Source organism: Micromonospora sp. NPDC051296, from assembly GCF_040682255.1.
Classification (GTDB): Bacteria; Actinomycetota; Actinomycetes; order Mycobacteriales; family Micromonosporaceae; genus Micromonospora; species Micromonospora craterilacus.
The window spans coordinates 1-18,758 of the sequence record NZ_JBFBAO010000040.1 but is presented as its reverse complement, the minus strand read 5'-3'; the positions used below and the strand labels follow the sequence as shown (position 1 = coordinate 18,758).

Annotated in this window: 20 protein-coding genes, 1 tRNA gene and 1 pseudogene; 8 read left to right on the top strand and 14 right to left on the bottom strand. The window is 69.8% G+C overall.

Annotated features, from left to right (window positions below):
* The first annotated feature begins 164 nt into the window (after positions 1-164).
* Both AB0M52_RS07150 and AB0M52_RS07145 read left to right on the top strand, forming a co-directional pair.
* Positions 165-1,355, top strand: coding sequence for an IS110 family transposase (locus tag AB0M52_RS07150; protein ID WP_363950052.1), 1,191 nt, complete (start codon positions 165-167; stop codon positions 1,353-1,355).
* Positions 1,356-1,549: 194 nt separating this feature from the next.
* A tRNA-Arg gene (locus tag AB0M52_RS07145) sits at positions 1,550-1,625 on the top strand.
* A gap of 21 nt (positions 1,626-1,646) precedes the next feature.
* Here the strand turns inward: AB0M52_RS07145 and AB0M52_RS07140 are convergent.
* The 8 genes from AB0M52_RS07140 to AB0M52_RS07105 all read right to left on the bottom strand — a co-directional run bounded on the left by AB0M52_RS07140 (position 1,647) and on the right by AB0M52_RS07105 (position 8,425).
* Positions 1,647-2,804: a site-specific integrase gene (locus AB0M52_RS07140; RefSeq protein ID WP_363950050.1), complete on the bottom strand. Its 1,158-nt coding sequence runs from the start codon at positions 2,802-2,804 to the stop codon at positions 1,647-1,649.
* On the bottom strand, positions 2,804-3,019 hold the full coding sequence (locus AB0M52_RS07135) for an excisionase family DNA-binding protein (protein WP_363950048.1): 216 nt from the start codon (positions 3,017-3,019) through the stop codon (positions 2,804-2,806). Before AB0M52_RS07135 ends, AB0M52_RS07140 begins: the two co-directional genes overlap by 1 nt.
* Positions 3,004-4,749, bottom strand: coding sequence for a replication initiator (locus AB0M52_RS07130; RefSeq protein WP_363950045.1), 1,746 nt, complete (start codon positions 4,747-4,749; stop codon positions 3,004-3,006). Before AB0M52_RS07130 ends, AB0M52_RS07135 begins: the two co-directional genes overlap by 16 nt.
* Positions 4,746-5,387, bottom strand: coding sequence for a GGDEF domain-containing protein (locus AB0M52_RS07125; protein WP_363950043.1), 642 nt, complete (start codon positions 5,385-5,387; stop codon positions 4,746-4,748). The genes AB0M52_RS07130 and AB0M52_RS07125 overlap by 4 nt, the downstream gene beginning before the upstream one ends.
* A complete protein-coding gene (locus AB0M52_RS07120) occupies positions 5,384-6,025 on the bottom strand; it encodes a DUF2637 domain-containing protein (RefSeq protein WP_363950041.1) in 642 nt (213 codons plus the stop codon). Before AB0M52_RS07120 ends, AB0M52_RS07125 begins: the two co-directional genes overlap by 4 nt.
* Positions 6,022-7,452 carry an FtsK/SpoIIIE domain-containing protein gene (locus tag AB0M52_RS07115; RefSeq protein WP_363950038.1) on the bottom strand — a complete coding sequence of 477 codons (1,431 nt, stop codon included), beginning with the start codon at positions 7,450-7,452 and terminating at the stop codon, positions 6,022-6,024. Before AB0M52_RS07115 ends, AB0M52_RS07120 begins: the two co-directional genes overlap by 4 nt.
* A gap of 3 nt (positions 7,453-7,455) precedes the next feature.
* On the bottom strand, positions 7,456-7,911 hold the full coding sequence (locus tag AB0M52_RS07110) for a hypothetical protein (RefSeq protein ID WP_363950036.1): 456 nt from the start codon (positions 7,909-7,911) through the stop codon (positions 7,456-7,458).
* 88 nt (positions 7,912-7,999) lie between these two features.
* A complete protein-coding gene (locus tag AB0M52_RS07105; RefSeq protein WP_363950033.1) occupies positions 8,000-8,425 on the bottom strand; it encodes a hypothetical protein in 426 nt (141 codons plus the stop codon).
* A gap of 141 nt (positions 8,426-8,566) precedes the next feature.
* Between AB0M52_RS07105 and AB0M52_RS07100 the strand changes: the two genes are divergently transcribed.
* Both AB0M52_RS07100 and AB0M52_RS07095 read left to right on the top strand, forming a co-directional pair.
* Positions 8,567-9,433, top strand: coding sequence for a GntR family transcriptional regulator (locus tag AB0M52_RS07100; RefSeq protein ID WP_363950031.1), 867 nt, complete (start codon positions 8,567-8,569; stop codon positions 9,431-9,433).
* Positions 9,430-9,936 carry a nucleoside deaminase gene (locus AB0M52_RS07095; RefSeq protein WP_363950029.1) on the top strand — a complete coding sequence of 169 codons (507 nt, stop codon included), beginning with the start codon at positions 9,430-9,432 and terminating at the stop codon, positions 9,934-9,936. Before AB0M52_RS07100 ends, AB0M52_RS07095 begins: the two co-directional genes overlap by 4 nt.
* 465 nt (positions 9,937-10,401) lie before the next feature.
* Here AB0M52_RS07095 and AB0M52_RS07090 read toward each other — a convergent pair whose 3' ends face one another.
* Positions 10,402-11,025: a hypothetical protein gene (locus tag AB0M52_RS07090; RefSeq protein WP_363950027.1), complete on the bottom strand. Its 624-nt coding sequence runs from the start codon at positions 11,023-11,025 to the stop codon at positions 10,402-10,404.
* A 701-nt stretch (positions 11,026-11,726) separates the two neighbouring features.
* Between AB0M52_RS07090 and AB0M52_RS07085 the strand changes: the two genes are divergently transcribed.
* Positions 11,727-12,107 carry a hypothetical protein gene (locus AB0M52_RS07085; protein ID WP_363950025.1) on the top strand — a complete coding sequence of 127 codons (381 nt, stop codon included), beginning with the start codon at positions 11,727-11,729 and terminating at the stop codon, positions 12,105-12,107.
* Between the two features lie 53 nt (positions 12,108-12,160).
* On the opposite strand, the gene AB0M52_RS07080 is transcribed toward AB0M52_RS07085, so the two are convergent.
* Positions 12,161-13,009, bottom strand: coding sequence for an SDR family oxidoreductase (locus AB0M52_RS07080; RefSeq protein ID WP_363950023.1), 849 nt, complete (start codon positions 13,007-13,009; stop codon positions 12,161-12,163).
* A 104-nt stretch (positions 13,010-13,113) separates the two neighbouring features.
* On the opposite strand from AB0M52_RS07080, the gene AB0M52_RS07075 reads away from it, so the two are divergent.
* Positions 13,114-13,491, top strand: coding sequence for a helix-turn-helix domain-containing protein (locus AB0M52_RS07075; protein WP_363950021.1), 378 nt, complete (start codon positions 13,114-13,116; stop codon positions 13,489-13,491).
* A 104-nt stretch (positions 13,492-13,595) separates the two neighbouring features.
* Here AB0M52_RS07075 and AB0M52_RS07070 read toward each other — a convergent pair whose 3' ends face one another.
* Complete coding sequence (locus AB0M52_RS07070; RefSeq protein WP_363950019.1) at positions 13,596-14,183, bottom strand: ATP-dependent Clp protease proteolytic subunit; 588 nt, start codon at positions 14,181-14,183, stop codon at positions 13,596-13,598.
* A 720-nt stretch (positions 14,184-14,903) separates the two neighbouring features.
* A pseudogene (locus tag AB0M52_RS07065) lies at positions 14,904-15,140 on the bottom strand (helix-turn-helix transcriptional regulator); the annotation flags it as partial.
* A 162-nt stretch (positions 15,141-15,302) separates the two neighbouring features.
* Here AB0M52_RS07065 and AB0M52_RS07060 point away from each other — a divergent pair.
* Entirely contained in the window at positions 15,303-16,316 is a 1,014-nt protein-coding gene (locus AB0M52_RS07060; RefSeq protein WP_363950017.1) for a potassium channel family protein, read from the top strand.
* A gap of 18 nt (positions 16,317-16,334) precedes the next feature.
* Here AB0M52_RS07060 and AB0M52_RS07055 read toward each other — a convergent pair whose 3' ends face one another.
* Entirely contained in the window at positions 16,335-16,817 is a 483-nt protein-coding gene (locus AB0M52_RS07055) for a MarR family winged helix-turn-helix transcriptional regulator (RefSeq protein ID WP_363950015.1), read from the bottom strand.
* Positions 16,818-16,900: 83 nt separating this feature from the next.
* Here AB0M52_RS07055 and AB0M52_RS07050 point away from each other — a divergent pair, with 83 nt between their 5' ends.
* Positions 16,901-17,542 carry an NAD(P)H-dependent oxidoreductase gene (locus tag AB0M52_RS07050; RefSeq protein WP_363950013.1) on the top strand — a complete coding sequence of 214 codons (642 nt, stop codon included), beginning with the start codon at positions 16,901-16,903 and terminating at the stop codon, positions 17,540-17,542.
* An 87-nt stretch (positions 17,543-17,629) separates the two neighbouring features.
* On the opposite strand, the gene AB0M52_RS07045 is transcribed toward AB0M52_RS07050, so the two are convergent.
* Positions 17,630-18,664 (bottom strand): 2-oxoacid:ferredoxin oxidoreductase subunit beta, encoded by a 1,035-nt coding sequence (locus AB0M52_RS07045; protein ID WP_363950010.1) that lies wholly within the window; start codon positions 18,662-18,664, stop codon positions 17,630-17,632.
* Positions 18,665-18,758: the final 94 nt, after the last annotated feature.

The following is an 18,758-nucleotide window of genomic DNA, read 5'->3' as shown; positions in this document are numbered from 1 at the left end:
CTGACGGTAGGAGATGCCACCCGCCGCTTCGTCGTCTGCGAGATTCGGTAGACCGCTGATGGAGACCCGCGACCCGCGTTCGCATCGCTAGAAGGTGCCGGCAAACCCGAACCCGCAGACGAGAACGCAACAGAGAGATCTCATCAACGAAGGGGAGCGCGAGGGTGGCGAAGCTGTGGATCGGCGTGGACATCGGCAAGACCCACCACCACGTGGCCGCTGTCGACGGCGACGGCCGGTTGGTCTACTCCCGCCGGGTCGCCAACGACGAAACCGCCCTGCTCACCGTCATGGCCGAGGTGTCGACGCACGGCCGGCCGGTCTGCTGGGCGGTCGACGTCACCACCGGCCTGTCCGCCCTGCTGCTGACCCTGCTCTGGCGCCGGCAGGTCCAGATCCGGTACGTCTCCGGCACCGTTGCTTTCCACATGGCCGCCGCGTTCGCCGGAGAGAACAAGGCCGGCGCCCGCGACGCGGTGGTCATCGCCCAGACCATCCGCATGCGCACCGACATCCCCATCCTGGAACCCTCCGACCGGCTCCTCGCCGAACTGACCGTGCTGACGGGCTACCGCGCCGATCTCGTCGGGCAGCGTGTCGCGACGCTGTTCCGGTTGCAGGAATTGCTCACCGGGATCAGTCCCGCCCTTGAGCGGGTTGTGGACCTGAGCCGGAAGGGCCCGATGATGGTCCTGGCGTGCTGGCAGACACCGGCCGCGATCCGGCATGCCGGCGTCGACCGGATCACCGCCCTGCTACGGCGCGGCCACGTCAAGAACGCCGTCCAGGTCGCCGAGGCGATGGTCGCCGCCGCACGGCAGCAGAGCGTCACCCTGCCCGGCCAACGCGCCGCCGCCGTGGTGGTCGGGCAGATGGCCACCGAGATCCTCGCCCTCGAACAACGCATCGCCGCTGTCGACGACCTCATCGCCGATCAGCTTGATCAGCACCCGCTTGCGCCGATCATCGGGAGTCTGCCCGGCATGGGCGCCCTGCTCACCGCCGAACTGCTCGTCCACACCGCCGGCATGACCGAGTACGACAGCCCCGCCAAACTCGCTGCCCACGCCGGCTTGGCGCCTGTCTCCCGCGACTCGGGAACAGTTTCCGGGAACCATCGGCCGCCTCGCCGATACCACCGCAGGCTGCGACACATTCTGTGGATGGCCGCGTTCACCGCCGCCAGGGAATGCCCCACGTCGCGTGCCTATTACGAGAAGAAGCGCGCCGAAGGCAAGAACCACCGCCAAGCCATCCTTGCCCTCGCGCGACGACGCGTCGACGTCCTCTGGGCGCTTGTCCGTGACCGCAAGACCTTCAGTCGACCAGCATCAGCCATCCGCGCCGCAGCCTGAACCAGACCGCTCTCCGCCGACGCCAACCCGATCGCGCCGGCCACTCCACCCTGCCCACCAAGATCAACCGGAGTCACATGGAGACTCGAGCTGTGGTCTGGGCTGGGAGAACAGGGGTGCGGGTGACGTGGGTGAACGTGGGCCACTCCCTGCCACCCCAGGTGAACCCCCAGGTCGCTAGACTGTGCCCTCGCGCCCTCGTAGCTCAGGGGATAGAGCATCGGTTTCCTAAACCGTGTGTCGCAGGTTCGAATCCTGCCGGGGGCACCAGGTCACAGCCTTGATCACCGATCACTGTTCTGCCTTCCGGGGCTTGCGTGCCCGCTGCGTGCCCGATCGCTTCGCTACCTTCGACCGACTCGCGTCTAGGTGCTCAGCGACCTCAGCGTCTCGCCCGTCCATCGCACGGGCGTAGTGACGAGTCGTGACGCTGGCGTTGGCGTGCCCGAGCCGACGAGCCGCCACCAGGACGCCATGGGAGTCCGCGACCCAGCTCGCGTGAGTGGCCCGCAGGTCATGCGGAGTCACGTCGCCGAGCCCAGCCGACCGCGCCGCGACGACGAACCGACGACGGAACCCGTAATAGCTCTGCTGCCGCTCTCTGGTGTGCGATTGCCGACCGGGGAAGACAAACACGTCCGGCCCATCGGGCAGCGTCACCAGGTGTTGCCGAAGCAGCTCCACCACGAACGCGGGCACCGCCAGTTCCCGCCGCTGGTGGTTCTTCGGCGTATCGATGACCGGGCCACCGGGCAACTGCGCGACCGAGTGTGCGACAGTCACTCGACCCGCCCCAATGTCGACATGGCGACGACGCAGCGCCAGAGCTTCCCCGATCCGCAGGCCACCGTAGGCCAGCAGCAGCACCAGGACGCGGTCGGGAAGGTCGCAGACAGCGGCAAGCTTGTCTACCTGGGCGACGGTGAGGATGGCCGGATCAGACTCAGGCAGCCGAGGCAGCCGCACCGACCGGCACGGGTTCGACCCGATGATCTCGTTGTCGACAGCGGCACGCATGATCTGCGCCAGCAGCCGGTACGCCTGCCGCACCTGCGACGCGCTGAGGCGGTCGGACAGCTCACCGACCCACCGAGCCACCATGATGGGACGCAGCGAGGTCAGCGGCATGGCACCGAACGCTGGCAACACGATCCGATCCAGGACCGACCGGTAGGTGTGGCGCGTCTTCGGCTTCCACGACCGATTTGCCGAGACAAACCACTGCTCCGCCCACTCCCCAACCGTCGTCCGCCGAGCGTCGGGAAGCACCCACCGATCACGGGCAATGTCGGCCTCGACTAAGGCCAGGAAACGTTCCGCCTCCCGCTCGGTGGCGAAGGTCCGGGGCGCGGCGTGGTCCTGTCCATCTGGTCCCCGGTAGCGAGCCTGCCAGCGTCCGGAGGGCAGTTGCCGAACGCGGCCGAAGCGGCGCTTCTTCCCGGCCGGCATCAGGCCACCACCCGGCCGTCGCGCCAGGTCAGTTGCCGCATGGGTTCGACCATCCCGGCGGCAATGAACTCGGCCAAGGCGGTTTCGGGGATGCGGACGTGGTGGCCGCCGAGCTTGATGTAGCGGATGCGCCGTTCGGCGATGAGCCGGCGGGGGAATCGTTCGGTGGTGCCGAGGCGGGCGGCGGCTTGTTTGACGGTCAGCAGCTGCTCCACGCGGTGGCCTCCTTCCCGGTCGCGTTCGTGGCCGTGGTTGCCGAAACATCGGGCGGGTCGGTGGCGCGTCTGGCGGCGTCGAGTTGTGCCCGCCATTGGATGCGTTCGGAGATGGCGCGTAGGACCCGGTGGCCGAGGGGTGGCACGTCCGGGTCGGTGGGTTTGGCGAGTTCCCAGGCGTGTCGTTGCTCGCTGCCGGCTGGGGCGGTGGTGGCGTCGGTGGTGACGCCGAGCAGGGCCTTGACCCATTCCCGCCGGTCGGCGCGGTGGTCGGCCAGGGTCTTACCGGACCACTGGCGGGAGATGAGCACCCGTCGGCCGCCGATGCCGAGGGTTTCCCGTTTGTGGACCTTGTTCTTGCAGTTGCCCGGCTTGAGGCCGGGCCGGGCTTTTTTGGGTTGGATGCCGTAGAGCAGCCAGTTGGCGCACCGCTCCGAACACGGGGTGTGCCGTAGCTCTTGCCAGAGTCGTTCGAGGTGCGCGCGTTGCCGGCCGGTGGCCACGGCGTGGCAGTCGGCGGCCTGCTTGGTCAGGTACTTGGTGATGTAGCCGACGCACCGGTCAGCGTCTTTGGTGCCGGCGAGGACGCCCTTGGCGTCGACCTGGGTACCGAAGCGGGCGACGTGTAGCGGCGTGGCGTCGGGGTCGGCGTCGATCAGGTCCAGGGCGTCATCCCACGTCGGCAGTAGCTCCCCGGTGGTCGGGTCGGTGTAGCCGGCGGCGTCGGCGTTCCACTGTGGCGCGTTGCCCGGTTCGTAGACCAGCTGGTCGACCGCCGGCCACCACACCTGGTGGTAGGTCGCTGCCGCCACCTGCCGGACCAGCGCGCGGGGGATGGTGCCCCGGATGGCGAAGTGCGCGTGAGGGGCAAGCCGGCGTTGCGGTTCGACCGCCCCGGCGTACTGGACGTTCCAGCCCACGGCACGGCGCATGTTCTGCCAGAACCGATCCAGCAGGCGGGGGAAATGCACCGCGTCCCAGGCAGCCCGCCGGTAGTCGTAGCTGTCGGGGTCGGCGGGGGTGCCGTCGGTGTGGACGCGGCCGTAGGAGCCGAGGGTGAGGGTGAGGAACATCGACGGCCGGAACACCTGCCCGCCGTGACCCTCGAAGGTCCGCCCGACGGTGCGGTTCTCCACTGGCAGGCGGGGCAGGTCCGGGGCATCCTGCCGCCGCTTCGTGGACCGCACCCGACGCTTGCCGTCGCCGTCGTCCTGGTCCTCGGTGGCGTGCGGCGGCGCGGGACGGCCGCGCATGCCTTCAGTGGTGATGTGCTGCTCCAGTACGGCGATGGCGTCGTCCAGTTCCGCGACCTGATCCCACTGCGAGGCGCGGGCAGCCTCGTCACGGCCGAACTCATAGTGAGCGCGCAGGACGACGAGCGCCTTCTGCTCATCGGTGGCGGGTCGGGGGCCGGGGTCGGGTTCGTCGGTACGGTGCCAGCCCTCGCGGATCTGCTGCTGCCGTAGCCGCCGGGCACGGGTCGCGCAGGCGGGGCACTTGGCTTCCTGCGTGGCGCCGCAGGGCATGTCGATGACCTCGGTCAGGCCGGTGTCGAGGTCGGTGCGTCGGAGGGAGACGGGGCGGGTGCAGACGCCGTAGTCGGCGGCGAGGTCTTTGACTACGTCGACGGAGCGGGGCATGAGCATCCGGGCGGCCCGGGAGCCCGGCCGCGGTTCCACCACCGGGGCGGGGGTGGGGTCGAGGCCGGGCAGCGTCGGAGCGAGAGTCATCGGCCCACCTCCGCCGGGTTGAGGTCGCGGACCCGCAGGGCGGGGCGGGGTTCGGCGCTGGCGTGGTCGTCTGCCCGGGGGTCGAAGATGGCCACTCCGGTGCGGGTGGTCTTCGCGCGGTACATGGCGGCGTCAGCGTCGGCTAGGGCGGCGGCGAGGCCGGCGGGACTGGCGGGCGCGAGCCCGATGCTGGCGGTCACCGACACCGAGATCCCGGAGGGCAGTCGGATCGGGGCGGCGATCGCGGCGGCGAGCCGGCGGGCAGCTACGGCCGGGTTCGGGTCGAGGAGCAGGGCGGCGAACTCGTCTCCACCGAGCCGGGCGGCGATCCCGTGGGCGTGGCGGAGGCGGCCGGCGATGGTGGTGAGGACGTGGTCCCCGGCGGCGTGGCCGTGGGTGTCGTTGACCGGCTTGAACCCGTCCAGGTCGATCACGGCCACCCACGGCCGCAGCGGAGCGAGCTGAGTCCAGCCGGCGGCGAGGCCGGCACGGTTGGCCAGGCCGGTCAACCCGTCCCGCAGCGCGGCGCGTTGCAGGGCGGCCAGCTCATAGCGGACGGCGTAAAGCCGGTACTGGTCGAAGCAGAACAGGGCCAGGCCGGCGACCAGGAGCAGGCCGGAGAGCAGGTGATCGGTCATCGGGTCACCTCCCGAGTCAGCGGGGTGCCGTTACGGCGGGCGAAGGCAGCAGCCGGCACCGGGGCCGGCGGTTCGGGCTCGACCGGGACCAGGGCGACCGGTTCCGGGCCAGCCGGCACGGTGACGGCCGGCGCACTGGCCGGGCGGATCGGCTCGACGGGCGGGACCGGCACCGGGACGACGGCCGGCGCAGGAGCCGGGGCGGGTGCCGGTTCGTCGGCCGGCGGCGCAGCCGGGGCGGGTGCGGTGGTGAGGACGAGTTTGGACAGGCCGATGAAGGCGAGGGCGGGCACGGCGGACAGGAGCCATCCGGACAGGCCGGGTTTGGCGACGGCGAGCTGCGCGGCCAGGGACAGCGCAACAGCGGCCATGAGCAGGAACATGGGGTAGCCGATCGGGCCGCCGGTGCGGCGGCGTCGGCGGATGGTGAGCAGGGCGGCGACGGGGACGAGTTCGGAGATGACGGCGTTGGCCCAGCCGAACCATTCGCCGGTGCCGGGCAGGCTGTTGTCGAGGGTCCAGTCTTTGACGTGGGTGAAGGAGGCGGCCCCGGCGAAGCCGGCCACGACCAGGAGGATGACGACGAGGACCAGGCCCTCAACCCGCTCCGCACGGGTGTTGGTGGGGTGAGGCTTCATGCGGCACCGTCCAGGATTTCGCCGTCGATCACGCGGAGCCGGCCGTAGGTGTGGGCCATGTCGCGGATCTCGTCATCGGTCAGGTAGGAGAAGCGGACCCGCATCGGGGTGGGGTCGCCGTCGATGACGACGAACCCGACGCCGGGCAGGGACTGCGGGATGCGATCGCACAGCGCTCCCCGGTCGCGCATCCCGTCCCCGAGCACCAGATCGACCTGTGCGGCTTCCGCGAGGCGCAGGCCGATGCGGGTGGGGAACAGGTCGCGGAACGGCAGCACTTCCTTGCGCGGGTCCTGGATCGCCGCCACCACATGCACGCCGACCGCGCGGCCCTGGGACAGCAGGATGGACAGGGCGGCCTTGATGCGGTCCTTGAGCTGGCGGTCGGTCAGGTAGGCGGTGAGGTTCGCCAGCTCATCGATCACCAGGACGATCAGCGGCTCATCCTGGGTCGGCGTGTGCTGGCGGGTTCGGCCGCGCAGGTTGGCCGCCCGCTCCCTAGCGACGGTGGCGGCTTCTTCGATGAGTGCGGCCATGGCGGGGTAGTCCTTGCAGGCGAACCGGGCGAACATCGGCGCACCGATCCCCAGCTCCATCCCGCCCTTGGGGTCCAGGCCCCAGATCTGCACCAGGCCGGAGGTGACCCCGGCGGCCAGGGAGCGGACCACGGACCAGATGACCGAGCCCTTCCCCGCCCCGGTGGCACCCACGACCAGGACCTGAGTGCCGAACAGGCGCAGCGGGTAGCCGTCGCCGTTCTCCTGCCGACCCACGGGCAGGGCGGTGAACTCCGGCACCGCCGGCACCGGCAACGGACGGACCACCTTGGCGAGCGGATCGCCCCGGAACAGGTGCAGCAGCACCACGTCCGGACGCGGGCCGGGAGCGGCCTTCACCTGCCGAACACCGAACGTGTGGGCGAGGCGTTCCGCCACCTTGGCGAAGTCGTCGGGGATCTGGCCGGTGACCATCCGCACCGTCACCACATCCACGCCGGCACCGCAGCGGACCCGCTTGAGCACGGGCAGGACGGTGTGCCGGTCGAAGGAGACGGCGAGCTTGGCGGTGACCATCGCGGCGTGCCAGCGACGGCGGTAGACCATCCGCCGGTAGCGGGACAGCGCCGGATGCCAGGCGAACCGCAGGAACGTCGGCCGGTGAGCGAAGGCCCACCCGGTTAGGACGCCGGCCGTTGCACCGACGACCAGGGCAGGTCCGGCCCAGCCGTACCGCAGGTGCAGCCAGGCGAAGAACACGGCAGGGGCGGTGAGGTACCAGAAGCGGATCAGGACCACGGCCAGGCGGCCGAGGGCCTTGAGGGTCCACCAGGACAGGGCCAGCCACATCGGGATACGCACGAACGGCGTCCGCACGTTGATCGGAGCCGAGTCGATCCGCTCACCCCGGATCACATTCACCAGCGGCACGGGTCAGCCCTCCCCCACGCTCGCGGCGAACAGGGAGCCCTGCCCCGGCGTACCGGGACGGCGGCGGATCAACCGGCGGCGTACCGGGCGAGCCGGCATCAGGGCGGCCAGGTCGACCGGGCCGGTCTGCGGGGCGGGGACGTGACGGGTCATGGTCGGCAGCCACCGGCCACGACCGAGGACCGCGCGGAGGTCGACGCGGTCGGAGACGTGCGGGGCGATCAAGTCCGGGTCCAGGCGGCGCAGCTTCACCACCGTCCGCGCCAACGCTGCGGCGGCGGCGGAGATCTCCACCAGCGCGGCGACGCGGACGGCGTCGGCGGGGACGGTGGTGTAAACCTCGCGGGCGGCCCGGATACCCGGGCCGGCGAGGCGCATCACGGTGCGGCGGTGCGTCGTGCGACGCGGGGCGGGACGCGGGTTCCCGACGATGCGGGCAGCGTCAGCTAGCGTGGGCATCAACCCACTCCTTCCAGGGAGAACGGGTGAAGGCGCGGGGCGGGAGTCGACTTGGCGGAAGAGGCCCGCCCCGCGCGTCCAGATCTGGTCAGGCCGCCTGCTTCATCGCAGCCGGTTCGGTCATGGCCCCGGCGCGGATCGACCACGCCTGACGCGCCCGGCACTTCCCCGAGCCCTTGCACCGCTGGCTGTCGACGTACGGCGTCAACGTCACCTCGGTGAACTGCACCGCCGGCGGGTAGCCCGGGATCTTCGACGCCGGCGGAACCGGCTGCACCGGCGCGGCGATCTTCACCTTCACTTCCTTCGACCCGCCGAACTTGCCGGCCTCCGGGTCCAGGTCCAGAACCTTGACCACCCACAGGCGCTCGCCGGTGTCCTTGTCGCGGGCCTGGTCGTCACCCTGACCGCGCTTGTCGAAGTCCGTCACCGGCTCCACACCCAGGCACAACGCACCCTGCGGAAACACGTACTCGAACGGAACCGGAACCTTGATCGTGTTCGGGACTGCCATGGCCTCATTCCTCCTGGTCCCCGGACGCTTGCCGGATCGGACATCAGGTTTGCTAGTTCGCTAGCAAACATGCAATCGACGTTAGGCCATGCTTCGAAGAGAAGCAAGAGGTTTGCTGGCAAACCTGCGAGGATGGGAGGCATGGAGCCACGTCCGACCGTCGTCCCGCCGCCTATCCAGCTGCGGATCGCTGATGACATCCGCATGCAGATTGAGCGCGGCGAGCTGCGGCCGGGAGACTCATTGCCCACGTTGGCCGAGCTGTCCGCACGGTGGGCGTGCTCTGTTGGGTCCGCTCGTGCAGCGATCGCCCTGCTCAAGGCTCAGGGCCTCATCAGCAGCGGACGCGGCAAGGCACCCGTGGTCCGCGTACCGCCCCGGAAGGTGATTCGTTCGTCTGAGCGGCACCAGGTTGAGAAGGATCTCGCCGCGCGCCCCGAGGCAGAGCGCGCCGTTGTCGGCGAGGCCGAGACGAATCTCAAGATGCAGATCGGTGAGCAGGAGTTCCGCTCCCGGTACGACCAGGTCCAGGCGGGAACGGAGTTGGCCGGCCTGTTCCGGATCGATCCGACAGACCTCGTTCTCAGGCGGCGCTACGACTCGACCGACAGGCTCACCGGGTTCCTGCTCTCGTCGAGCGTCTCCTACATGCCGGTGGCGCTTGTCGGCTCAAACCCTGCGCTCCTCGATGAGGCCAACGAGCCCTGGCCGGGAGGAACCCAGCACCAGCTTTCGACGGTCGGCGTTGAAATCATGACGATGATCGATGAGGTGACAGCCCGGATGCCGACCACCCCAGAGGCTCAACTCTGGGGCCTGCCCGACGGCATTCCCCTCATCCTTTGTCGACGCATCTCGCTCGACACTGATGAGAACGTGGTCGAGGTGTCAGACGCCGAGTATCCAGCCGACCGGACCGAACTTCGATTCGTTACTCCGCTCAAGCCCTGGCCCAAGCGCAAAGCAGCCGGCGGCAAGCCGTCAGGGCGGCAAGGAGGAAAGTCATGACTTCCCAGCTGGATGCACAGGATGAGCAGTTCCTTGCGAGGGCTATCGAGATTTCGCGGCGCGCGCTGGAAGACGAAGGAAAGACGCCATTCGGCGCTATCGTCGTCATCTCGGGCGAGATCGTCGGCGAAGGCACCAGCAGCGTCATTGAGCTGCGAGACCCAACCGCCCATGCCGAAGTCATGGCCTTGCGTCACGCCGGCAGCAACCTCGGGCGGCACCTGCTGGAAGACGCGGTCATGTACGCCAGCAGCGAACCATGCCCGATGTGCCTCATGGCCTGCTACTGGGCGCGTATTCCTCGCCTGATCTTTGGAGCCAGCAGCCACGACGTTGCCACCTACGGCTTTGAAGATCTCCAGTTCTATCGGGAGATCGCTCAACCAGCTGAGCGCCGGTCGCTGCGGGAAGAGATCGCCGAGGGTGCCCTGCGGGACCAGGCCGTTGATGTACTGCGCAAGTGGGCCGCCATGCTGCCGGCACCGGTCGAACCCAAGTTCTGACAAGCTCGCACACTGCCGAATTCCGCTCTATCAGATCAAGGCGGCCCGCAAAGCGGGCCGCGCCGGCCCGGCCCCGGCCTGCTGGCGACCTCCGGCCGGCATCGGCCGGGCCGGCCGGCCACACTGGCGGACTGCAAGAGCTGTTTGCCCTCCGGGCAGGGATCTACGACAGAGATGGTGGAAGTCCGTCCGGACGGTGCGGTAGTTGGTGGTTGCGCGGGTCGCCATCTCCACCATGAGTCCCAGGCAGAGCCGAGCAGGCCAGGGGCCAGGGTGCCAAGGTCGTTCGTCCGGTAGGGCGCTCCACCTTGTCACCCTGGCCCCTGGCCTACTCCACGGTGTGTGGGACTCACGGCGGAGATGGCTCTGAGGCCCGCCGTGTGGCCGCAGGAGCGGCGAATGTGCATCGGATCTGCTCGCCGACGCAGGCTGCATCGCTGGCAGGGAGACAGTTCGTTTGGCACCTCAGCCCGCAGCTGGCAACGGAGGCTTACCCGGAAGGCGGCTGAGGATGATCCGCGTTAGGAGCATGAACTCGGCAAGCTCCCCTCTCGTGAGGGGTCGATTCAGATGAACCGCGAGGTTACGCAGCTGCAACAGTCCTTCAAACGCTCGTTGGGCCTGGGCATCCTCGGGGCCACCCTGACCTTCAAAGATGACCCGAAGGATGTCTACCGTGACCAATATGAGGGCTATCCGATTTTCGGGCGTATCCGCCAGCCCGGATCGGTGCTCGTCCGCTATCAGCAGCCAAGACTTCAGGTTCGGATCTCCGGTTTGCTGAGCGAGCAGCTCAACAATGGCGTTGCGGTTCTGGGTGATGCTGTCTTCAACAACGGTTGCCGGCTCTGCATCTATTGCCTTTGTGCGGCTAGCTGTTAGTGCGAAAGGGGCCTGATCTTCAAGCGCAGCGCGAGTCTCGGCGGCGGCCCGATCCCACTCAGCCTCAAAGGGGCCCGCCTTGATTCGCTTGAGGCCGGTATCGAGTAGCCCGCGAATGTGGCGGCGGTACATGATCGCGATGACTACGACGACGATGGGCCAGGCCAGTGCCTTGCCGGCCTCCAAGGCGAATTGAGCCCACTCCACGAGCGGGAGGATACAGGCGGGAGGCAAGTTAGGGTGCGAGCAGTTGAACCGCGTGCCCGCTGCGTGCCCGTTGGCACGGGAACCGAGGGTCAACGGCGGTCAGCTCCTAGCCGTTGGTGGCCGGCAGTGGCGCAGGTCAAGCCAGGTCATTGCCGAACGTCCTCCGGCCGTGTCCACACTTCCTAAACCGTGTGTCGCAGGTTCGAATCCTGCCGGGGGCACCTCGAAGATCAGCGAGAACCCCCGCCTGAGCTGGCAATCCGTATGATGTTCGATCGGCAGGCATAGGCAGCCGTCGGGCCGCGCAGGGCGGTCACCGCCGGCCGTGGGGGATGCGGTGGGGAGGATCCGGGGCCGCCCCTCCGGCCTCAAGGTGCTTCGCATCGCTGTGCGACCCTGCGGGCCGCCCTTGACTCCGGAGCCGCTGCGGTCCTCGGATCGGCGTTGCTGGCAGGCAGGGGCCTGCCATCGTGCGGTTCTTGCTTGTGGCTTTCAAAGTGTCTAGGCGAGGCGCGCGACCAAGCCGAAGATCCGGAACCTGCACGGAATGATCAAGTCCGTGAGACTGACCTCGGCGTCGCGGCGTCACTGATTCGGGCGTAACGGCGGATAGACACGCTGGGGTTGGCGTGACCAAGCCGGCGGGCGGCGGCTGATTCGCCGCCCAAAGCGGTCAGGCGAATGACACCTAGCATGAGCTGATGATCGAGCAGCGTCAGTCAGTGGTCCCCAGGTCGGTGGCCGCCGCCGCGTTGATTTTCCTGCTGGTCACTGCCATCCAGGTTGCCCAGATGTTGACGAGTGATTCGTCCAGGGCCACCGGGTTGCGGGTGGCGATCTATGTCGTGGGAGTGGCTGTTCTGGCGCTGGCCGCGGCTTATGGCTTGTGGCGCCGGGTGGAGCGGGCCCGAACCTTGGCAGTCGGCCTCTCCGGTTTCGGCATCGCGTACGGCGTTGTCGGGTTTGCTGAGATCGATGCGCTGTGGCTGTCGCGGATGGCCGGATCCGCTGTGGTCGTCGGCCTGTTGTTGGTGCCGGCCTCGTCCCGTCGGTGGTTCCGGGTCGCGCCGCCCACCGATTGACGGCGCGGCCCGCCACCCCGGTAGTCAGGCCGGGGTGGCGGGCCGGTCGGTGCTCAGAGCGCGGCGCGGATCGCGTCGGCGAGGGTGACCGGGGCTCGGCCGATCAGCCTGGCCAGGTCGTCGCGCTCGACGTACAGCTCACCCTCGGCGGCACCCCGGTCGCCGTCGGCCAGTACTTCGGCGAACACCTGGGGCACGCCTGCGCCGACCAGGACCTCGACGTACTTCTCCGCCGGCAGGTCGGTGTAGCTGACGTCGCGCCCGCTCTGCCGGGACAGCTCCGCGGCCAGTTCGGCCAGGGTGAACGGCGCGCCGCCCAGCTCGTACACCTTGTTCGTGTGACCGTCGCCGGTCAGCACGGCGGCGGCGGCCTCGGCGAAGTCCGCGCGGGCGGCGGCGCTGAACCGCCCGTCACCCGCCGCGCCGAACACCCCGTGTTCGAGGTACGTGGGCAGCTGCGGGAGGTAGTTCTCCAGGTACCAGCCGTTGCGCAGGAAGACGTACGGCAACCCGGAGGCGGTGATCTCCTGCTCGGTCGCCCGGTGCTCGGTGGCGAGGATCAGGCTGGAGGTGTCGGCCTTCGGGATGCTGGTGTAGACGACCAGATCGACCCCGGCCTCCTTCGCTGCGGCGACCACGTTGCGGGCCTGGGCCACGCGTCGGCCCACCTCGCTGCCGGAGACGAACATCAGCTTGTCGGCACCGTCGAATGCGGTGCGCAGCGAGTCGGGGTCGTCGTAGTCGGCCCGCCGGACGGTCACCCCGCGCGCGGCCAGGTCGGCCAGCCGGTCGGTGTCCCGGCCCAGCGCCACGATCTCCGTGGCCGGTACGCCCCGGTCCAGCAGCGAGGTGACGATGAGTCGGCCAAGGTGCCCGGTGGCGCCGGTAACGGCGATGGACATGAGTTGCTCCCTCCAGGGATGACTGTCTGACGCCGAGGTCAACGGGAACACCGGGCCAACACTTCCCGTTGGAGAGTAGGCACCTTGAAGTGCGCGACTTGCTGATGGAGAGTTTTAACGTGGAGCCGAACCTGTACGACCGGAAGTGTGGCAGCCGGCAGGTGCTCGACCGGATCGGCGACCGGTGGAGCGTGCTGGTGGTGCTGACCCTCGCCGCCGCCCCCAAGCGGTACAGCGAACTGGCCCAGCGGATCGACGGGGTGAGCCAGAAAATGCTCACCCAGACCCTGCGCGGACTGGAACGGGACGGCCTGGTCACCCGCACGGTGCACGCCACCGTGCCGCCCCGGGTCGACTACGCCCTCACCCACCTCGGCCGTAGCTTGCTGACCCTGGTAGCCGGCCTGGAAGCCTGGGCAACCGACCATCTCGCCGAGGTCGAGTCCGCCCGCGCCCGCTACGACACCCGCGGGTCGGCGTAGTCCCTCCGGCGTCGATCATGCACTTGCTGCCCCGGCAGAAGACGCATACCGGGGCATACGTGCGACCTAAAGTGCATGATCGGCGGGAGCCTCGGGGTGGCGGCTCAGGTTGGGGGGAGTTGGGTGGCGGCGGTGACCACCTGGTCGATGAGGCCGTAGTCGCGGGCCTGTTCGGCGGTGAACCAGCGGTCCCGGTCCCAGTCCTGCTGGATCTCCGCCAGGGTGCGCCCGCTGTGCCGGGCGATCAGCTCCTGCAAGGTCCGCTTGACGTGCAACATGTTCTCCGCCTGGATGGTGATGTCGGAGGCGGTACCGCCCATCCCGCCGGAGGGCTGGTGCATCAGGATCCGGGTGTGCGGCAGCGCGTACCGCTTGCCGGCCGTGCCGGCGCAGAGCAGGAACTGCCCCATCGAGCCGGCCAGACCGAGCGCCAGGGTCGCCACGTCGTTGGGGACGAAGCGCATCGTGTCGTAGACGGCCATCCCGGCGCTCACCGAGCCGCCGGGCGAGTTGATGTAGAGCTGGATGTCCTGCTCCGCGTCCTCGGCGGCGAGCAGCAGGATCTGGGCGCAGATCCGGTTGGCGATCTCGTCGGTCACCTCGCTGCCGAGGTAGACGATCCGTTCCCGCAGCAGTCGCTCGAACACCTGGTCGCCGAAGGTCCGCTGTCCGTCGTCCAGCATCGTGATCATCTCGTCCGCCCTCCACGCGCCGGCGGGCGACGCGACCGCCCGGGGACCGGCTCGTCCAGCCTGCGCCGGTCGAGCGGCTGCGCCCCAGCGGTTCTGCCCCCGGCAGATCCGCCCACGGCAGAACGGCGCCGACCGGCCCTCCCGTCGACGCAGGCCCTAGCGGGCGGCGGAGGCGTGGGATGAGCGGGTGACGGTCCGGACGACGGTTCCGGCGCGGCCGGCGGGACGTTGCCCGCGCCGCGCGTCATGCCGCGCCGGGCCGTCGTGGCGGGGCCGCACCGGCGTACCGGTCCACCGGGCGCCCAGCGCGGCGGACCGCATCCGCGCCCTGGCCCGGCGTACGGCGCTGCCGGCCGGCCGCCCGGCCGGGGCCGGACGGAACAACGAACCCCGGGCGATGGCGTCGGTGTGGCCGAGCGGGCCAGCGTCCGCCTCGGCGAACACGAAGACCCGGAGGCCGCCCACCATCCCGCCGAGCCCGTTCCCGCCGGCCAGCCCGCCTCCGCCGGCGGGACCGCCGACGAGGCCGTTCCCGGCCAGCTCGCCGCCGATGCGGCCGGCGCGGTCGAGCCAACCGGTGACGAACGCACCGGTGCCGAAACCGGTGCCGCCCAGATGGGCGGCCGGGTGCGCGCCTGGGCCGGGCCGGGCGGACGAGACCACCGGGCCGCCGGGTCGGGTGGCCGGGACGTAGCTGCCCTGGGGCGCGGCCGGCAACCGCCGCTCGACCCGCCGCAGCTCGTCGCGGACCTCTTCGAGCAGGTCGGAGAGGTAGAGGCCGAGTGCCCGGCAGATCGCCGCGAGCACCTCGGAGGATGCCTCCTTGCGCCCGCGTTCGACCTCCGACAGGTAGGGCACCGAGACCCCGGCGGCCCGGGCGACCTCCCGCAGCGTGCGGCCCTGGCGCTGGCGTTCCCGGCGCAGTACCGCGCCGATCACCCGTCGCAGCAACGACATGCCGGGCCTCACTCTCGCCGGTCCTGCGGGGACCTCCCCATCATGCCCGCCCGCCGCCCGGTGCGCCGTCCCCGTTCCGGTCGCCACCACCTCGGCGTGCGGTTCCCCGCTCAGGGGCTATGTTGTGGGCGTGCAGGCTATGGTGGCGAGGCAGGTCTCGCGGTGATCCACTTTCCGGCGCAGCGGCGGGGTCCGCTCAGTGCGCTCAGCCTGCGGCTGGCCGCCGCGATGGGGCTGGTGTTCGCCACCGTGGCGGTGGTCTACATCGACCGGGACGGCTACCGCGATGTCAACGACGACGGCCTCAGCCTGCTCGACGCCTTCTACTACACGGTCGTGACCCTCTCCACCACCGGTTACGGCGACATCACCCCGGTCAGTGAGAGTGCCCGGCTGATCAACGTCCTGTTGATCACCCCGGCCCGGGTGCTGTTCCTGATCATTCTGGTCGGCACCACACTGGAGGTCCTGACCGAGCAGTACCGGACCGGCCGTCGCCTGCAGCGGTGGGAGAGAAAATTGAAGGACCACGTCATCATCTGCGGCTACGGCACCAAGGGGCGTAGTGCGATCTCCGCCCTGCAGGAGAACGGGCTCGACAAGTCCCGGATCGTGGTGGTGGAGCGCAGCGGCCCGGCGCTGCGCCAGGCCACCTCGAACGGGCTGGTGGCCATCGAGGGTTCGGCGACCCGATCCTCGGTGCTCAACCAGGCGCATGTGCGTACCGCCAAGGCGGTGATCATCGCGACCGACAGCGACGACGCGTCGGTGCTGGTGGCGCTGACCGTACGACAGCTCACCGCCGGACAGGTCCGGATCATCGCCGCCGCCCGGGAGGCGGAGAACGCGCCGCTGCTCAAGCAGAGCGGGGCGCACCACGTGATCGTCTCCTCGGCGACCGCCGGCCGGTTGCTGGGCCTGTCGACCTCGGCCCCGCCGCTGATCGACGTGGTGGAGGATCTGCTCACCCCCGGTCAGGGCATGGCGCTGGCCATGCGGTCGGCCGAGCGCCACGAGGTCGGCAGGTCGCCCCGCGAGCTGGAGACGCTGGTCATCGCGTTGGTCCGGCGGGGCAAGGTGGTCACCCTGGCGGACCGGGCGGGCGCGGTCGTCGAGACCGGCGACATGCTGGTGCACGTCCGCGACGACCGCCCCGCGGCGAACACCCTGCCCTGACCGCCCACCCGGCCGGCGTCAGCAGAGGGAGTCGGGGTCGTTCTCGGCCGCCTCGGCGCACGTCGGCGGCACCTCGCTGGTCGCCCGCCGGAGCAGGTCGTAGAGCGTCTCCCGCTCGGCCGGGTCCAGCGCGCCGAGCACCTCGTCCTCGACGGAGGCCAGGGCGCACTCGGCCTCGTTGAGCCGTCTTGCGCCGGTTTGGGTGAGGCTCACCACGTGCCGGCGGCGGTCTTCGGGTGAGCGTCGCCGCTCGACCAGGCCGGCCGTTTCCAGATCGTTGAGCAGCCCCACGACGTTGGTGCCGTCGAGTTGGAGACGGCCGGCGAGCCCCTGCTGACTCATGCCGCCCGCCTCGCGCAGCACGGTGAGCGCGACGAGATGCCGGGGCCGCAGCCCGAGTGGTGCCAGCACCGACTCCGACCGGAGCCGCATCCGCCGGGCCAGGTGGTCGAGCAGCGCCCCGGAGCGGCGCTCCGTCTGGTCGACCGGCCCGGCAGGCATGTGACCCAGTTTACCCACGCGGCGAAATATTGGCCTGCTATAAATAGTTGGCGCTACACAAACGATCCGTGGAGGGTTATCCAATGCCGCACCTGTTGCATATCGACACGAGCATCCGCGGGGAGCACTCGGTCAGCCGGCGGCTCACCGCCCGCGCCGCGGCTGCCTGGCGCGCCGCACACCCGGACGGCACTCTCACCTACCGGAACTTCGGCAAGGAACCGCTGCCGCACCTCGATGAGGCGGGGGGCCTGGCGCGGATCACGCCGGCCGACCAGCGCACCCCGGAGCAGCGCCGTTCCTGGGCGCTGACCGAGCAACTGGTGGCCGAGGTGAAGCAGGCCGACACGGTGCTGCTGGGGCTGCCGCTCTACAACTACGGCGCACCGAGCAGCGTGAAGACCTGGGTTGACCTGCTCATCGCACCGGGCCTGTCGTACGACCCGGCGACCGGTGCCGGGCTGCTGGGCGACCGCGAGTTCATCGTGCTGGCGTCCCGGGGCGGTGGCTACGGCTCGGGCACCCCGCGCGAGGGTTGGGACCACGCCGAGCCCTGGCTGCCGCACGGCCTCTCGCAGACCGGCCTGGCGCCGCGCTTCATCGCCGCCGAGCTGACCCTCGCCCCGGCCGTCCCCGCCATGGCCGAGCTGATCCCGCTGCAGGAGGAGAGCCTCGCGGCGGCCGAGCGGGCCATCGACGAACTCTGGGTGCCGGCGGCGGTCTGACCGTCACCATCCGTCCGGTACGACGAGCGGGCGGGCCGTTCCGATGGGGAACGGCCCGCCCGCGGCGTCTGTCGGCGGAGTCGCCGGTTAGCTGATGGTCCAGGTGTCCCCACTGCCCAGCAGCCCGGCGAGCTGCTGCTCGGGGGTCTCGGTCACCTTCGCCTTGGCCTCGGCCAGCTGCTCCTGCACCACGCTGTCGTACGACGGCCGGCGCACCGAACGGAAGACGCCGATCGGGGTGTTGCGCAGGTCGAACCCGGGCAGCCGGGACAGCGCGAACGCGTACGCCGGGTCGGCCACCGTCGCGTCGTGCACGACGATCTCCTCGGCCGGCGTGGCTGCGGTCTCGCGCACCTCCAGGCCGAAGCCGCGTGGCGGGTGTACGACACAGTACTGGCCGTCCTTGCCAAAGGTGATCGGCTGGCCGTGCTCCAGCCGGATCAGGTAGTCGTCCCGGGTGCCCGGGTCCTTGAGCTGCTCGAACGCCCCGTCGTTGAAGATGTTGCAGTTCTGGTAGATCTCCACGAACGCCGAGCCCTCGTGCTCGGCCGCGGCGCGCAGCACCGACTGGAGGTGCTTGCGGTCGGAGTCGATCGTCCGGCCGACGAAGGTGGCCTCCGCGCCCAGCGCCAGCGACAGCGGGTTGAACGGTGCGTCGGCCGAGCCGACCGGCGTCGACTTCGTGATCTTGCCGACCTCGGAGGTGGGCGAATACTGGCCCTTGGTCAGGCCGTAGATCCGGTTGTTGAACAGCAGGATCTTGAGGTTGACGTTGCGGCGCAGCGCGTGGATCAGGTGGTTGCCGCCGATGGAGAGCGCGTCGCCGTCGCCGGTGACGACCCACACCGACAGGTCGGGGCGGGAGACCGACAGGCCGGTGGCGATCGCCGGGGCGCGGCCGTGGATCGAGTGCATCCCGTAGGTGTTCATGTAGTACGGGAAGCGCGACGAGCAGCCGATGCCCGAGACGAAGACGATGTTCTCCCGGGGGATGTTCAGCTCCGGCATGAACTGCTGGACGGCGGCCAGGATCGCGTAGTCACCGCAGCCGGGGCACCAGCGCACCTCCTGGTCGGACTTGAAATCCTTGGCGGTGAGCTTGAGGGCGATGGGCTCAGACATTCTTCAGCACCTCTTCCAGCATCGTCTCCAGCTCGGCGGCGGTGAACGGCAGGCCGCGGACCTGGTTGTAGGCGATCGCGTCGACCAGGTAGCG

What these genes read in the sequence shown, in the direction of transcription:
- AB0M52_RS07140 (WP_363950050.1), bottom strand. Translation starts at nt 2,804, where the DNA reads ATGCCGGCCGGGAAGAAGCGCCGCTTCGGCCGCGTTCGGCAACTGCCC.
- AB0M52_RS07130 (WP_363950045.1), bottom strand. Translation starts at nt 4,749, where the DNA reads ATGACTCTCGCTCCGACGCTGCCCGGCCTCGACCCCACCCCCGCCCCG.
- AB0M52_RS07125 (WP_363950043.1), bottom strand. Translation starts at nt 5,387, where the DNA reads ATGACCGATCACCTGCTCTCCGGCCTGCTCCTGGTCGCCGGCCTGGCC.
- AB0M52_RS07120 (WP_363950041.1), bottom strand. Translation starts at nt 6,025, where the DNA reads ATGAAGCCTCACCCCACCAACACCCGTGCGGAGCGGGTTGAGGGCCTG.
- AB0M52_RS07110 (WP_363950036.1), bottom strand. Translation starts at nt 7,911, where the DNA reads ATGCCCACGCTAGCTGACGCTGCCCGCATCGTCGGGAACCCGCGTCCC.
- AB0M52_RS07105 (WP_363950033.1), bottom strand. Translation starts at nt 8,425, where the DNA reads ATGGCAGTCCCGAACACGATCAAGGTTCCGGTTCCGTTCGAGTACGTG.
- AB0M52_RS07100 (WP_363950031.1), top strand. Translation starts at nt 8,567, where the DNA reads ATGGAGCCACGTCCGACCGTCGTCCCGCCGCCTATCCAGCTGCGGATC.
- AB0M52_RS07095 (WP_363950029.1), top strand. Translation starts at nt 9,430, where the DNA reads ATGACTTCCCAGCTGGATGCACAGGATGAGCAGTTCCTTGCGAGGGCT.
- AB0M52_RS07085 (WP_363950025.1), top strand. Translation starts at nt 11,727, where the DNA reads ATGATCGAGCAGCGTCAGTCAGTGGTCCCCAGGTCGGTGGCCGCCGCC.
- AB0M52_RS07080 (WP_363950023.1), bottom strand. Translation starts at nt 13,009, where the DNA reads ATGTCCATCGCCGTTACCGGCGCCACCGGGCACCTTGGCCGACTCATC.
- AB0M52_RS07075 (WP_363950021.1), top strand. Translation starts at nt 13,114, where the DNA reads ATGGAGAGTTTTAACGTGGAGCCGAACCTGTACGACCGGAAGTGTGGC.
- AB0M52_RS07070 (WP_363950019.1), bottom strand. Translation starts at nt 14,183, where the DNA reads ATGATCACGATGCTGGACGACGGACAGCGGACCTTCGGCGACCAGGTG.
- AB0M52_RS07055 (WP_363950015.1), bottom strand. Translation starts at nt 16,817, where the DNA reads ATGCCTGCCGGGCCGGTCGACCAGACGGAGCGCCGCTCCGGGGCGCTG.
- AB0M52_RS07050 (WP_363950013.1), top strand. Translation starts at nt 16,901, where the DNA reads ATGCCGCACCTGTTGCATATCGACACGAGCATCCGCGGGGAGCACTCG.
- AB0M52_RS07045 (WP_363950010.1), bottom strand. Translation starts at nt 18,664, where the DNA reads ATGTCTGAGCCCATCGCCCTCAAGCTCACCGCCAAGGATTTCAAGTCC.